Origin of the sequence: Chitinophaga dinghuensis (assembly GCF_003259435.1) — a bacterium.
Taxonomy (GTDB): Bacteria; Bacteroidota; Bacteroidia; order Chitinophagales; family Chitinophagaceae; genus Chitinophaga; species Chitinophaga dinghuensis.
The window spans coordinates 291,673-306,559 of the sequence record NZ_QLMA01000010.1 but is presented as its reverse complement, the minus strand read 5'-3'; the positions used below and the strand labels follow the sequence as shown (position 1 = coordinate 306,559).

12 protein-coding genes are annotated in these 14,887 nt (G+C 44.9%); 5 read left to right on the top strand and 7 right to left on the bottom strand.

Annotated features, from left to right (window positions below; translation table 11 throughout):
- On the bottom strand, positions 1 to 138 hold a 138-nt coding region (locus CLV59_RS29525), incomplete at its 3' end, for a transposase (protein WP_146616177.1).
- A gap of 101 nt (positions 139 to 239) precedes the next feature.
- On the bottom strand, positions 240 to 1,910 hold the full coding sequence (locus CLV59_RS26455) for a glutamine--tRNA ligase/YqeY domain fusion protein (protein WP_111595112.1): 1,671 nt from the start codon (positions 1,908 to 1,910) through the stop codon (positions 240 to 242).
- A gap of 86 nt (positions 1,911 to 1,996) precedes the next feature.
- Between CLV59_RS26455 and CLV59_RS26450 the strand changes: the two genes are divergently transcribed.
- The 5 genes from CLV59_RS26450 to CLV59_RS26425 all read left to right on the top strand — a co-directional run bounded on the left by CLV59_RS26450 (position 1,997) and on the right by CLV59_RS26425 (position 6,906).
- Positions 1,997 to 2,416 (top strand): cobalamin B12-binding domain-containing protein, encoded by a 420-nt coding sequence (locus CLV59_RS26450; protein ID WP_111595111.1) that lies wholly within the window; start codon positions 1,997 to 1,999, stop codon positions 2,414 to 2,416.
- Between the two features lie 89 nt (positions 2,417 to 2,505).
- Positions 2,506 to 3,351: a porin family protein gene (locus tag CLV59_RS26445; RefSeq protein ID WP_211324030.1), complete on the top strand. Its 846-nt coding sequence runs from the start codon at positions 2,506 to 2,508 to the stop codon at positions 3,349 to 3,351.
- A 255-nt stretch (positions 3,352 to 3,606) separates the two neighbouring features.
- Positions 3,607 to 4,383, top strand: coding sequence for an enoyl-CoA hydratase/isomerase family protein (locus tag CLV59_RS26435; RefSeq protein ID WP_111595109.1), 777 nt, complete (start codon positions 3,607 to 3,609; stop codon positions 4,381 to 4,383).
- A 40-nt stretch (positions 4,384 to 4,423) separates the two neighbouring features.
- Complete coding sequence (gene fumC / locus CLV59_RS26430; protein WP_111595108.1) at positions 4,424 to 5,824, top strand: class II fumarate hydratase; 1,401 nt, start codon at positions 4,424 to 4,426, stop codon at positions 5,822 to 5,824.
- 89 nt (positions 5,825 to 5,913) lie between these two features.
- On the top strand, positions 5,914 to 6,906 hold the full coding sequence (locus CLV59_RS26425) for a 2-hydroxyacid dehydrogenase (RefSeq protein WP_111595107.1): 993 nt from the start codon (positions 5,914 to 5,916) through the stop codon (positions 6,904 to 6,906).
- Positions 6,907 to 6,970: 64 nt separating this feature from the next.
- On the opposite strand, the gene CLV59_RS26420 is transcribed toward CLV59_RS26425, so the two are convergent.
- The 5 genes from CLV59_RS26420 to CLV59_RS26400 all read right to left on the bottom strand — a co-directional run bounded on the left by CLV59_RS26420 (position 6,971) and on the right by CLV59_RS26400 (position 14,830).
- Entirely contained in the window at positions 6,971 to 9,838 is a 2,868-nt protein-coding gene (locus tag CLV59_RS26420) for a TonB-dependent receptor (protein ID WP_211324029.1), read from the bottom strand.
- 234 nt (positions 9,839 to 10,072) lie between these two features.
- The gene (locus CLV59_RS26415; protein WP_111595105.1) at positions 10,073 to 10,525 is read right to left on the bottom strand and encodes a peroxiredoxin family protein; all 453 of its coding nucleotides are present in this window, start codon (positions 10,523 to 10,525) and stop codon (positions 10,073 to 10,075) included.
- Positions 10,526 to 10,608: 83 nt separating this feature from the next.
- Positions 10,609 to 11,265, bottom strand: a complete 657-nt coding sequence (locus CLV59_RS26410; RefSeq protein ID WP_111595104.1) for a lipoprotein signal peptidase — start codon at positions 11,263 to 11,265, stop codon at positions 10,609 to 10,611.
- An 80-nt stretch (positions 11,266 to 11,345) separates the two neighbouring features.
- Positions 11,346 to 13,832, bottom strand: a complete 2,487-nt coding sequence (locus tag CLV59_RS26405; protein ID WP_111595124.1) for a bifunctional UDP-N-acetylmuramoyl-tripeptide:D-alanyl-D-alanine ligase/alanine racemase — start codon at positions 13,830 to 13,832, stop codon at positions 11,346 to 11,348.
- A gap of 59 nt (positions 13,833 to 13,891) precedes the next feature.
- Positions 13,892 to 14,830 (bottom strand): TerC/Alx family metal homeostasis membrane protein, encoded by a 939-nt coding sequence (locus CLV59_RS26400; protein WP_111595103.1) that lies wholly within the window; start codon positions 14,828 to 14,830, stop codon positions 13,892 to 13,894.
- Positions 14,831 to 14,887: the final 57 nt, after the last annotated feature.

The following is a 14,887-nucleotide window of genomic DNA, read 5'->3' as shown; positions in this document are numbered from 1 at the left end:
ATAGTAATCCCACCATTTTAATAGTAATGAAGGGCTTATGTCCAGGTCATCCGATGTGGACATAATGCTCTGACCCTTTTCCACTAGTCTGATTGCTTTTACCTTAAAGGCAAAACTGTGTTTCTTTCTTGCACTCATAAAAATGCCCCCAAAAGTGTCTAAACTTTTGGGGGCACTTCACTCAGATGTCAATCCTTTTTTTTATGATCTTATCCGGCTTACCCGGATAATCTGGACGATTATTTAGCTTTGGCTGTTTCCTTAGCCCAGGCATCTTTCAGGGTAACAGTCCTGTTAAAGACGATCTTTTCACTGGTAGTGTCCGGATCTACACTGAAATAACCCTTACGCATAAACTGGAATCTGTCTCCAGGCTTTGCCTGCAATAAACCAGGTTCTACGAAAGCATTGGATATTACCTGCAGGGAATCCTTGTTGATGAAAGACTTGAAGTCTCCCTCTTCACTAGCTGGATTTTCTACAGTAAACAGGCGGTCATACATTCTTACTTCTGCAGTAGCTGCATGTGCTGCACTTACCCAGTGAATGGTACCTTTTACGGTCATGCCGCTATGATCTCCGCCGCTTTTACTTTCTGGCAGATAAGTAGCATAAATGGTGGTGATATTACCATCTGCATCTTTATCCACACTTTCCCCTTTGATGATGTAAGCATTTTTCAGACGTACCATCATACCTGGGCCAAGACGGAAGTACTTCTTAGGAGGATTCTCCATAAAGTCTTCCCGCTCAATGTAAAGGGTATTGCTGAAAGGCAGCTTACGGGAACCGGAATTTGGATCTTCCGGATTATTCTCTGCTTCCAGTTCTTCCACTTGTCCCTCCGGATAGTTGGTAATCACCAGTTTCACCGGGTCCAGGACAGCCATGGCACGGTTAGCGGTTCTGTTCAGCTCTTCGCGGATACAGAATTCGAGCAGACTATATTCAATAATATTATCGCGTTTCTGGATACCTACGCGCTCACAGAGGCTGCGGATGCTGGCTGCGGTATAACCACGGCGACGCAGACCGCTGATCGTTGGCATACGCGGATCATCCCAACCACTTACATGACCTTCTTCTACCAGTTGTTTCAGCTTACGCTTACTCATTACGGTGTAATTCAGGTTCAGACGCGCAAATTCGTACTGGTGGCTTGGGAAGATGTCCAGCTCTTGTATAAACCAGTCGTACAATGGGCGGTGAGGAATGAATTCCAGCGTACAAACGGAATGGGTAATATTTTCAATGCTATCGCTCTGACCATGCGCGAAATCATACATCGGATAGATGCACCATTTATCGCCGGTGCGGTGGTGATGCGCATGTTTGATACGATACATCAGTGGGTCGCGCATGTGCATATTAGGAGCAGCCATATCAATTTTGGCTCTCAGGGTTTTTTCCCCGTCTTTGAATTCTCCTTTACGCATACGTTCGAACAGGTCCAGGTTTTCCTCTACAGAACGGCTTCTGCAAGGACTGTTAGTACCTGGAGTGGTAGGCGTACCTTTCATCGCAGCAATTTCCTCTGCGGTGGCATCTTCTACATAAGCCAGTCCTTTTTTGATCAGCGCTACCGCATATTGATACAGCTGCTCAAAATAATCGGAGGCATACAGTTCTTTTTCCCATTCAAATCCCAGCCAACGAATATCTTCTTTGATAGAGTCCACATACTCAGTATCTTCTGTTACTGGATTGGTATCATCAAAACGAAGGTTGGTTTTGCCATTGTATTTCTGGGCCAGACCAAAATTCAGTACAATTGACTTGGCATGACCTATATGCAGGTAGCCATTAGGCTCCGGCGGAAAACGCGTCAGTACGCGACCCCCGTTTTTCCCACTGGCAAGATCTTCTTCTACTATCTGTTCTAAAAAATTGAGTGACCTTTCTTCGCTCATATGAATATAAATGTAGCTGCAAATGTAAGGAATAGTGGTTAGGTTTTAGCTATTCCTTACCTTTAGGACCTTAATTGAAAATAGGTATGGTCAACCCTCTCAATCGTCCCGTTCGTGTTCTGGTAGCTAAAGTCGGCCTGGATGGCCATGACAGAGGCGCCAAGGTGATTGCCGCCGCACTGCGGGATGCCGGTATGGAAGTTATTTACACTGGTCTCCGTCAGACGCCTGAAATGGTGGTAAATGCCGCCCTTCAGGAAGATGTGGATGCCATCGGGGTAAGTATCCTTTCCGGCGCGCATATGACAGTATTTCCACGTTTAATCGCCCTGATGAAAGAAAAAAATATGAACGACGTACTCTTAACCGGTGGGGGCATTATCCCGGAAGAGGATAGTAAAGAACTGCAGGAAATGGGCGTCGGGCAACTATTTCCACCAGGCACCAATACCCAGGATATCGCTGCATATATCTCCAATTGGGTAGCCTCTCACAGAAATTTTTAACAAATTTATCTTGTAGTCGTAACATTTTGATTGTCGGGTCGTCTTCTTCTAAAATTACCATCAGTTACCTAAAATAGAACCGCCATTTTATGACAATCAAATCATTATCTGTACTGCTGCTGCTCATGATCGCAGCCACTACAAGTACCTTCGCCCAGGAAACCGACTCTGTGGGAACCGGAAACCATGCCCAGGATAGTAGCTCCTACAGAGGCGTTAAAGGCCCGTTGCTGACCATTGCCTTCGGTAAATATCCAAAGTATCGCAAAGGCGTATACCGCACAAACGGTGGCGACTTAGGCCTGTTATCCTTCGCCCAGGTGACTAACAATGGTGAACATGTGAGAAATATTCCGCGTTTTACCTACTTCTTTAACTTCGGAACCAATATCAATAAGGATTTCGGCCGGCATTTCGGGATCTTCACCGGACTTAATATCAAGAATATTGGGTTGATCACTAAACCGTATGATTCTGTAAAACTCAAACAACGTGTCTACACATTAGGCGTTCCCCTTGGTTTCAAATTCGGCGACCTTCACAGAGGAACTTTCTTCTTCTTTGCCGGTGCAGAATGTGACCTGGCCTTCAACTACAAAGAGAAAGTATTCATCGATGGCAAAAAAGAAAGCAAATTCAATGAATGGTTTAGCGATCGTACTCCTCTGCTGATGCCTTCTGTATTCGCAGGGATGAGATTTGCACCTTCCTTTGGCTTGAAAGTGCAGTATTATCCACAGAACTTCTTTAACAAGGATTTCAAAACAAAGGATAAATCTGGCAACAGCGTATACCCTAATCAAGGACTGGATGCCAAACTGGTGTTCGTAACCCTCAGCTACAGCTTCAACAGCCATGTATACAAAGTGGCACACAAGAAAACCAATTATGTGCGCTTCAAAAATGGAAACGCCAAAATGGAAATCGAATACTAATCAAGCTAATCAAGCTAATAAAGCATAACATCAAACAAAATATCACGCAAAGCAGCACAATCAGCAAAACCTCATTCTTTGCCCCTTTGCTGCCTCTGCTGCTTTGCGTGAAACCCAATCGCCCCAATCAACAAACCCCATTCTTTGCCCCTTTGCTGCTTTGCGTGAAAAAAAATCCGCTCACTAGCGCCGCAGGCGCCACCGCGTGAAAAAATAGAAAATTGCTTAATATTGGATACACTAAAACTACGGTTCATGTATCAGACATTAAGTACCCAACTGGAAAATAATACGCTCATTATCACCATCAACAGGCCGGATAAGATGAATGCCCTCAATCAAACGGTGATGGCAGAACTGGCACTGGCCATTGATGAAGTGTACAGCAACAAAGACATCAAAAGCGCTATCATCACCGGCTCCGGTGAAAAAGCCTTTGTGGCAGGCGCGGATATCTCCGAATTCCTCAAACTCTCTACCAAAGAAGGAGAAGAACTGGCAAAAAAAGGTCATGTTATCTTCCATCGTATTGAAAAAAGTCATAAACCGATCATCGCTGCCGTGAATGGTTTTGCCCTCGGCGGAGGCTGCGAACTGGCCATGGCCTGTCATTTCAGAATCGCAAGCGAAAATGCCAAATTCGGACAACCAGAAGTAAATCTGGGCCTCATCCCTGGATATGGCGGTACGCAACGACTCACACAACTGGTTGGAAAGGGTAAAGCCATGGAATTAATGATGACAGCAGATATGATTGCTGCCGCAGACGCACTTTCATGGGGACTCGTCAACCATGTGGTGCCACAGGCGGAGCTCCTCCCAAAAGCCAAAGCGATCCTGCAAAAAATCCATGCTAAAGCCCCATTGGCCATTGCCGGGGTGATAAAATGCGTAAACGCCGCCCTGGATAAGGATCAGGACGGTTTTGAAACAGAAGTGAAAGAATTCGCCGCCAGCTTCGCTACAAAAGACCTCCACGAAGGCGCTTCCGCATTTTTGGAGAAAAGACAAGCGAATTTCAAAGGGGAATAATCTGTAATTAGCTACTTTTGTAGCCTTAAAAGTTTACGCTATGGAATTCAGAATAGAGAAAGACACAATGGGCGAGGTGAAAGTGCCTGCAACCGCTTACTATGGCGCTCAGACTCAGCGCTCCATTGAAAATTTCAAGATCGCTCAGGACATCAACAAGATGCCTAAGGAAATCATCAAGGCTTTTGCATACCTGAAGAAAGCTGCAGCCCTGACCAACTCCCAGGCAGGCGTACTGCCGCAGGAAAAAAGCGACCTGATTGGCCGTGTTTGTGACGAAATCCTCGAAGGTAAACTGGATAACGAATTTCCACTGGTAGTTTGGCAAACAGGCTCCGGTACCCAGTCCAACATGAACGTGAATGAGGTGGTAGCTTATCGTGGTCACGTAATACACGGTGGTCAACTGACGGACAAAGAGAAATTCCTGCATCCTAACGATGATGTGAATAAATCCCAGTCTTCCAATGATACCTTCCCTACCGCTATGCACATTGCTGCATATAAAATCCTGGTAGAAACCACCATCCCTGGTATCAAAAAACTGCGCGATACCCTCGCTCAGAAAGCAGAAGCCTTCAAACATATCGTGAAAATCGGCCGTACCCACTTCATGGACGCTACTCCACTCACCCTGGGTCAGGAAATCAGCGGCTATGTATCTCAGCTGGATCACGGTCTGAAAGCCATCAACAATACCCTCGAACACCTCAGCGAACTCGCACTGGGTGGTACTGCGGTAGGTACTGGTATCAACACTCCTAAAGGATATGATGAAAATGTAGCGAAAAACATCGCCCAGCTTACTGGCCTGCCTTTCGTTACTGCCGAAAATAAATTCGAAGCACTGGCTGCACACGATGCCATCGTGGAAGCACATGGCGCGCTGAAAACAGTAGCCGTTAGTCTGATGAAAATCGCCAACGATATCCGCATGCTCAGCTCCGGCCCACGCGCAGGTATCGGCGAAATCCACATCCCAGACAACGAACCAGGTTCTTCTATCATGCCAGGTAAAGTGAACCCTACTCAGTGCGAAGCCCTCACCATGATCGCTGCACAAGTACTCGGTAACGACGTTGCCATCAACATCGGCGGCGCTACCGGTCACTTCGAACTGAACGTGTTCAAACCTGTAATGATTTACAACTTCCTCCACTCTGCCCGCCTCATCGGTGATGGCTGCGTAAGCTTCAACGACAAATGTGCAGAAGGAATCGAACCTATCGAAGCCAATATCAAAAAACATGTGGAAAACTCCCTCATGCTGGTAACTGCACTGAATACCAAAATCGGCTACTACAAAGCAGCTGAAATCGCGCAGAAAGCTCATAAGGAAGGAACTACCCTCAAAGAAATGGCAGTGAAACTGGGTTATGTAACCCCTGCTGAATTCGATGAGTGGGTAGTACCAGCTCACATGGTTGGCGATATCAAATAAGCATTTAAATTATCTGTATAATAGGGCGTCTCTACCTGCTAGAGACGCCCTTCTTTTTGTAACTTAGTATATATCAATATCTAACGGAGATGAATATACTTTTTTTCAGCGCCCAACCCTACGATAAGTCCTATTTCACAAAGGCCAACGTGTCTCACCAATTCCAACTCCGCTTCCTGGAATATCCCCTGAATGCAGATAATACCGCCCTCGTAAAACCCGGAGAAAACGTTGTCTGCGCCTTCGTAAACGATAAACTGGATGCTACCGTTCTAACCCAACTGAAAGAACGAGGAATTGAATTGATAGCACTCCGTGCTGCCGGCTTCAACAACGTAGACCTGAAAGCCGCTGCTGCCTTGAAAATACCGGTGGTGCGCGTGCCAGCATATTCGCCACATGCCGTAGCAGAACATGCCGTGACTTTACTGATGGCGGTTAACCGTAAAATCTGTAAAGCGTATAACCGTGTACGTGAGAGTAACTTCACACTCAATGGACTGGAAGGCTTCGATATATTTGGGAAAACAGTAGGCGTAATCGGTACCGGAAATATCGGCGCCGTATTCTGTAAAATCATGCTGGGATTCGGTTGCCGCGTACTGGCACACGATCTCTATCCCAATGAATCCTTACAACAAGCAGGCGTGCAATATGTAGATGTGGATACCATTCTGAAAACATCAGATATCATCTCCCTGCATTGCCCACTCACACCAGAAACAAAGCATCTCATCAATGAACAAACCATCGCACAGACTAAGAAAGGAGTAGTGATTATTAATACGAGTCGCGGTGGACTAATAGATACCAAAGCAGTCGTGGAAGCGCTGAAGAATGGCCATATTGGCGCATTGGGTATAGATGTGTATGAACAGGAAGAACATCTTTTCTTCCAGGATCTATCCGGAGCAATTATTCAGGATGATGTATGGGCGCGACTCACCACTTTCCCCAATGTACTCATCACCTCCCACCAGGGCTTCTTCACACAGGAAGCACTCACACAAATCGCAGAAACAACACTCAATAATATCGCGAAGTTTGCCAACAAAGAACCGCTGGTCAATCAGATTGTATAAAGCATCAGGCCGGACGAATTGCTCGCCCGGCCTGACCTTTTATAAACAACTATTGGCAAAATGATTACGATTTCTTCTTAAAAACATCGTCGAAAGTAATACTGAAATAATACAGTCCACGGATAGTAGGCCCGCCCACATATTGGAAATACGCACTGTTAAACAGATTGGAGGCGCCAAGCTTAAACGCTGTTTTAATTTTAGGTACCCGATAAGTAACCTGCGCATCCACTGTACTGTAAGCAGGAACATCGCCATTACCAAATAGATTCTGCCAGTAAAAATTATCCTGCCAATGCCAAACCACATTGAATCCCAGATTCGGTAATACATTACGATTACCAAAACTAATATTGGTAAACCATTCCGGCGTATTGAAACCAGGAATCAACGCGTCATCCTTGGTTTTATCCTGTGCCAGTTTGTTATAATTGGCATTCCCTGAAATAGTGAAGGATTTATAAATATCATAAGTGACAGCTACCGCAAAACCATAGTTATTCACAGTGGATTTACTGTTGGTCCATACGCGGTAACGATTCTGTAAACTCTTATCCAGCATCTGATTCAATACTGACTGATCCGGTGCATTTACATTACCGCTTGTCGGCACAACTGCTTCAATCTGCCCAATGAAATGCTTGTAGGATGAGTAATATCCGTCTACATCCACAAACAACTTATTATCAAGTAACACGGCCTTATAACCACCTTCAACGGAATGTATTTCTTCCGGTACTATCGGGTCCAGATTCGCTACTTTCAGTATTCCTGCATTCTTAGCGGCCGCTACATCTTTACTCACATGTTCCGCATTGATAGTTTTATTAACAGCTATTCCGAACGCATCTACGGTGCTGGTCAGGAAGGAGTTTTTGAAATATCCGAGGCCTTGCTCAATGAATGGCAAACCGCCCACACGCCTTACCTGTCCGTTGTTTACGAAGGAATAGGCTTCAAACAGGGAAGGGAATCTAAATCCATTCTGCCAGCTCAGGCGGAAGTTATGTTTATCTTTAATACTGTAGACAGCCGCTACTCGGGGATTCACTTTCCCCTCAAACTGTTCGTTCTTATCATACCGCAAAGAAGCCGTGATTTTCAACGCATCATTAAAGAACGTTTTAGCTCCTTGCACAAATCCGCCTGCTTTACCATACCAGATATGCTTTCCGCCAGGTTGATTGCGCTTATCCGCTGGCCGGGAGAAATCCACGAAGTTGTTCCCATCCGGAATAATCTCATAAGTTCTGTAATCCGCGCCTACCAGCAGATCCATGAAATGCACGTATTTGCGCAGGTTCCAGGTACCTTCTGTATGGTAGAAGCGACTCTTTTGTAACAAGGCGGCGCCGCCCGTTGTATTGTTAGGGTTTTTGGAAGTAGGGTATATATCCCAGTCATTTACACTTTTTATTTTCGCAACCTGCGCGTCAAATGCAGCTGTACCCGGCGTAAACCTACCTGCGTCTGCAGCAGCTCTGGCGGCTTGATGCGCAGCTACCAGATCCGCATTATTCGTCAGTGCCTGATTCAATGCGTTGGTATAATCTGCCAGCCATACCTTGTCTGATTTGAATGATTTCTCCAGATTATCCGCCAACGGGTTCATATTGTAAGAATTCCCCGTATTCTCAATGGATACATAAGACCGAACGGTAAAATCAGGATGGGTCAACTCAATTTTATGATTCTGTACTTCCACACCTTTTAAACCAATACGGTTACCACGTTGGAAGAAACCATCCATAATACCAACGCGATAAGCATATGATAACTCGAGTTTATGCGGCATGCGGAAATTCAGACTGACATCCGCTTTCGTATTTTTTACCTTGTAATCGCCAGCCAGATCTTTCTCCCAATACCCTGTTCTGTGCACATTATAAGCACGACCGTCTTTATCAATTACCTGTAAATTGGCATTATCTCCATATTTATTCCAGGCATCATTGGCAATATTATTTGGACCGCTCAACTGTGGAAAGTCAGGATTGGCTTTCGTTTGCGGGTTGAAATCAGTTTTGTTGTCGGCATACCAGTCGGTTCCTTCCATGTAACTGAAATTCACTTTCCACGCGAACCATTTGGAATAGGCTTGTGCATAACGTACAGCCGTTTCCGTGATAGGTTTAGGTCCGCGGCCATTTCCATCAAAGTGATTGAATGCAATTTTCTGATAGACGCTAACGCCCTGATATTCGAATGGATTTTTTGTAGTGAGATTTGACATACCATTGATCGCATTCATCCCATACAGCGCCGATGATGCGCCTGGCGTTACTTCCACGCTGCTGATGTCCAGCTCTGTAGGTCCAATGGCATTTCCCAGCGGTACGCCCAGGGTAGCGGCCTGGTTATCCACACCGTCCACCAGTTGCATAAAACGAAAGTTATTGGGTACATTGAAACCTCTGGTGTTGAACACTTTAAAGGTCAATCCGGCGGTAGTCATTTGTACGCCTTTAAGATTACCCAGGGCATCATAGAAGGTAGAAGAAGGCGTTTCTTTCAATGCCCGGATGTCCAGCTTTTCAATAGCTACGGGCGAGCGCAGTAATTTTTCCTGCTGACGGGAGGCGGATACCACCACCTCATTCACCAGCAATGATTGCGTATATAACTGAATGGCCAGCTTACTGTTGCTGTTCCTCACTTCAAATTCCTGTGGCTGATAGCCAATCAGGCGAATCACCAGTTTGAAAGGAAATTTAGTGTTGGTGGTCAGGGCGAAATGTCCGCTGGTATCAGTGGATGCGCCAAAAGAGGTGCCTTGAATTTGTACAGAAGCGCCAGGGAGACCCGCGCCATGGTCGTCTACAATCTTTCCCTCGATAACATATGACCCGTTCAGTTGGGCATGTACCAAGGTCGGGCTCAATACCAGCGCGATGAGCAGGTATTTAACCATTATCGGTAAAAACTTTTGCATAGTTGTGTGCGTATTAGATTTTTGATTGAAAGGGGATTACCAGAAAGCCGTTGTTGGGAATCAACATCGTGCTGCAGTTAGCATAGCTGTATATTTGAGTTTAAAAACCATATAGTCTATAGAATTGGTAGACAAATGTAGGTCGGGAAAATATTATTTCAAAGCGAAATAGCATATAAATTTTTAATACATTGAGGATCAATGTATTAAAATCTGCTTTTCAGCAGTGGGTACTTAGATGTGATCCAGAATTCGGAGGAGATCTGCTTCGGTATTTACATCGTTATTGTAGATAATCTTTCCTTTAGGGTCGATCAGGAAGATTGTAGGAATATAACGGACACTATAAGTAGCAGGAATGTTCTGGCGATCATAGATATGTATCCAGTTCATACCCTTGCTATGAACAGTACGCTGACATTGGTTTTTGGTATGATCCAGGCTCACCGAAATCATTTCCAGTTTGTCAGCAGGATATTTCTTGCGGATATCTTTCAGGAAAGGGATCTTGGCCATGCAGGGAGGGCACCAGGTAGCCCAGAAGTCGAGCAGCACATACTTTCCTTTGAATGCACTCAGTTCCACCGGTTTGCCGTTGAGGTCTGTAGCGGAGAAATTCGGCGCCTGTTGGGCAAATACATGCAGGGAGAGCAATAGGCTAATAAAGACGATGGCCAATTTTTTCATGGAAAGACGGATTATATCCCGAAAATAAAGAACCCGGTGGAATTTCAGTTCCACCGGGTTCTTATTTTTATAGAAATTAATTTTTATGCGAGATGATCGTTGGTGATCGCGTTATTCGCAGGTGTTTTGGGCTGCATATGCCGGCCGAAGAAACGTTTCTGGAATAACAATATAGTGATGACGCCAACAGAAATGGCTGCATCTGCCACATTAAACACCGGTCTGAAGAACACGAAGTAATCGCCGCCTTTGAATGGAATCCATTTAGGCAGATAGCCTTCATAAATAGGGAAGTACAGCATATCTACCACGCGACCGTGGAGGAAACTGCCATATCCGCCTCCCGGAGGCATGAATTTAGCGATTTCGTAACCCATGCTGTCATTGAAGATCATACCGTAGAACATACTGTCGATCAGGTTGCCGGCAGCGCCAGCCAGAATCAGCGATCCACAGATCAGCAGTCCTCTGCTGTATTTTTCTTTAACCAGTTTGTTCATGTAATAGAATCCCCAACCTACTGCTGCCAGTCGGAACAAGGTCAGGAAAATCTTTCCAAAGTCGCCACCAAATTTAAGCCCATACGCCATTCCCTCATTTTCAATAAAATGAATGCGGAACCAGTTGGGAAAAATGATGTATTCCTGCTGCATGAACATGTGTGTCTTAATCCAGAATTTCAGGGACTGGTCAACAACCAGAATGAGTAAGACAATAATGATGACGTGACGATACTTCAAGTGACATTAAAATTTTATCAAAAATAATGGTTTATTTCAAAGAAGGAAACCCGACCATGGATAAACCTATCGCAAGTTCCCTATTCCTGGAAATATACTCTTTTTACCCGCTGTGAAATTCCTGTTAATATTTCATAGGGAATGCTTTCCGCCCACTCTGCCAGCTGCTGTACCGGCAAATCCTGACCAAATACGATCACTTCATCGCCTTCAGCCGCCTCCGGAATATGCGTTACATCCAGCATACACATATCCATAGCTACCACGCCTATAACTGGCGCCAGCTTGCCCCGGATGAGCATTTTCCCTTTACTGTTACCGAATCTCCTTACATATCCATCCGCATAACCGATACGCACTGTAGCTGTCACAGACGGTCTCTTGGCTTCCCAACGACGTCCGTAGCCCACCGTTTCGCCCGGTTCCAGCTCTTTCAGCTGAGAAATAGTGGTTTTGAGCGTGCTCACATTCCTCAATTGTGCCTGAATATCTTTTGCACTGTCAATACCATACATCCCAATACCTAATCTTACCATGTCCAGTTGTAATTCCGGATGACGGGTAATAGCGGCACTATTGGAAATATGACGGATAACGGCGTAGCCGAGCGACTTCTGCAACTCATGACTCATTTCATAGAACAGGTTGCCCTGTTGCTGTGTGAAGGCGTCTTCTGCAGGATCTTCGCTGGCAGCAAGGTGACTGAATACCGACTGTACTTTCAGCACAGAACCGGAAGTCAGCACTTTTATCAGTTCAGGAATATCTTTCGTTACAAATCCCAGTCGATGCATGCCTGTATCCAACTTGATATGCACAGGGAAATTAGATTTCCCTGCCGTATTCACCTCCTCCATAAACTGCATAAGAATGCCCATGGAATAGAGTTCCGGCTCAAGGTTCCAGTGCAGAATGGCATCGAAGCTGGCTGGTTCTGGATTCATCACCATGATAGGCATCGTAATGCCGGCACGACGAAGTTCCACCCCTTCATCCGCATAAGCCACCGCGAGGTAATCTACTCCATGAAACTGCAACAGATTCGCGATTTCAAAACTTCCGCTACCATAGGAAAATGCTTTCACCATGGCCATCAGTTTAGTATTGGGCTTTAAAAGCGACTGATAGTATTTAACGTTTTGAGAAATCGCTGTGAGATTGATTTCCAGTATGGTTTGATGAGCTTTCTGCTCCAGCAGTTTACCAATACGTTCAAACTCAAACACCCTGGAACCTTTTACCAGTATTGTTTCGAATTGGAAGTCGTCTCCATTAAACTGCTGAATAAACTCATCTGTAGTGTTAAAGAACTGCGACTTTAACCCTTCTATCTGCTGGAAGCTTTTCTTCTCCCTGCTGATATTCTTACCGATTGCAATCAGCTTATTGATACCATTCTGACGCAGCAGATCCGCCACTTCTTCATAAAGTGTGGCGTCGCTTTTTCCGCTTTGCAGGATATCGCTGAGAATAACGGTACGTACCTGATGTTGCTGCTGTTGCTGTAGGAAATCCAGCGCAATAGTCAGCGAACCCAGGTCCAGGTTATAGCTGTCGTTAATTACGGAACAGTTGTTAATCCCTTGCTTCAATTCCAGGCGCATCGCAATATTGCTAAGCAAATCCATGCGTTGCTGAATCACGTCCTGTTCTTTGCCCAGGTAAAGCATGAGCGCCCAGCAGTGAATGGCGTTTTCCACAGATCCTTCATCCGTAAAAGGAATTCGGATATGCAGGGTTTCACCTTTGTAGGTGGCCTCAATGCTGGTATGATGATCTAATTTTTCTGTGTTGATAATGCGCAGATCTGCATCTGTTTTCCTTGACCAGGAGAACAGTTCAGGGCCTTCTTGCATTTGGTTATGGAAAGACAACACACATTCGTTCAGCGCCAGATAATCTTTGCAGTAAATAAGAATATCACTCTTCATGAAGAGTATCAGTTTCTCATTTATCTTTTGACGAATATTGAGGAATCCTTCACTGTGCGCCTCCCCGATATTGGTAAATATGCCAATGGTAGGACGAATAATCTTCTCCAGGTTCACCATTTCTCCCGGTTGGGAAATGCCGGCTTCAAAGATGGCCAGCTGGTTTTCGGGTTGCATCTGCCAAACAGACAATGGTACGCCGATCTGAGAATTGTAGCTTTTCGGACTACGTACAATGTTATAATCTTTCTCCAGCAGCTGGAATAACCACTCTTTTACAATGGTCTTCCCATTACTTCCGGTAATACCTATAACAGGGATGTTAAACTGTTGCCGGTGCCAGGCTACCAGCATATGTAATGCGTGCAGGGTATCTTTAACCAGTATAAAGTTGGCTTTGGGATATTTCTCCAGTGGCACGGGTTCACTGACGATAAAATTGCTGACACCTTTCCGGTATAGCTCATCAATGTACTGATGAGCATTGCGTCTGGCGCTCACCAGGGGGATGAATAAGGATGTTTCGGGAAAGATCAGCTTACGGCTGTCCAGTAAGATATGACCAATTTCTGAAAACCCTGTTTCCTGCAACAACTCTCCTTTCAGAGCTTTGTTGATACTCGCTGCGTTATACACGTTTTTATCAGTTTGAATAATCACTTGGCGGCTACAAAAACGTTTTTCGCAGCTGCCTTTTACTTCACTTGTCCTTTCGGTGTTTCTTTCTTTTCGTGGTATAGGGAATAAAGAATAGAACCCCCAAGGCATACTACAATCACAATCAGTGATACGTATACGGGTATATGTATAAAATACTCGGCGAGCATTTTAAGGCCTATGAAAACCAGCACAATCGCAATGCCCTGCGGTAAATAATCAAATTTATCCACTGCTCCCCTAAGCAGGAAAAATAATGATCTCAACCCCAGTACTGCGAATATGTTGGAGGTAAACACTACCATTGGATCCTGCGAAATAGCAAATACTGCAGGTATAGAATCCAAGGCAAATACAATGTCGGTGAATGCCAACATCACCACTACTACGGATAATGTGGTCAGGTACGTTTTACCGCCACGTTTAATAACAAACTTACCCTGCGGATCTTCTGTCGTCCAACGCATATACTTGCTGATGAACCTCATGATGCCACTCTCCTGAGGGTTAAACTGATCATCCTCCTTGGCTGTGAACATCTTTATCCCGGTATACACCAGGAATACCCCGAAGATATAGAGAATCCACTCAAATTTATGTATCAAAACGACTCCGAGACTAATAAATATTGCCCGGAATACAATGGCCATCAATATCCCTATCAACAGCACCCTGGCATAGTTCGCTTCCTTTATATTAAAATATCCGAAAATGAGTATAAAGACGAATATATTATCGATAGATAATGACCACTCCATCAAATACGCACTCAGATAGCTGATAGCGGGAGTCGGACCATCTTCAAACCACATGAACCCGAAAAACAACATTGACAAGCCTACCCAGAAACAAGTCTGAATCAGGGCTTTTTTAATAGTCATCTGCTCATTTTTCTTACTAAGCAGGCCCAAATCAAAAATCAGGGCTACAATTACTACGATTCCAAAAATCAGGTACGTCCACTGCGTGGGTGTCATGTGACGAAATTAAAGTTGAGCAGCAAATATAACTAAGTATAATTAAGTTAAATGGTT

Excerpts from the sequence above, each read along its gene's own strand:
- CLV59_RS26425 (WP_111595107.1), top strand. The coding sequence starts at position 5,914 with ATGAATATACTTTTTTTCAGCGCCCAACCCTACGATAAGTCCTATTTC.
- CLV59_RS26445 (WP_211324030.1), top strand. The coding sequence starts at position 2,506 with ATGACAATCAAATCATTATCTGTACTGCTGCTGCTCATGATCGCAGCC.
- CLV59_RS26450 (WP_111595111.1), top strand. The coding sequence starts at position 1,997 with ATGGTCAACCCTCTCAATCGTCCCGTTCGTGTTCTGGTAGCTAAAGTC.
- CLV59_RS26400 (WP_111595103.1), bottom strand. The coding sequence starts at position 14,830 with ATGACACCCACGCAGTGGACGTACCTGATTTTTGGAATCGTAGTAATT.
- CLV59_RS26415 (WP_111595105.1), bottom strand. The coding sequence starts at position 10,525 with ATGAAAAAATTGGCCATCGTCTTTATTAGCCTATTGCTCTCCCTGCAT.
- fumC (WP_111595108.1), top strand. The coding sequence starts at position 4,424 with ATGGAATTCAGAATAGAGAAAGACACAATGGGCGAGGTGAAAGTGCCT.
- CLV59_RS26420 (WP_211324029.1), bottom strand. The coding sequence starts at position 9,838 with ATGCAAAAGTTTTTACCGATAATGGTTAAATACCTGCTCATCGCGCTG.
- CLV59_RS26455 (WP_111595112.1), bottom strand. The coding sequence starts at position 1,910 with ATGAGCGAAGAAAGGTCACTCAATTTTTTAGAACAGATAGTAGAAGAA.
- CLV59_RS26435 (WP_111595109.1), top strand. The coding sequence starts at position 3,607 with ATGTATCAGACATTAAGTACCCAACTGGAAAATAATACGCTCATTATC.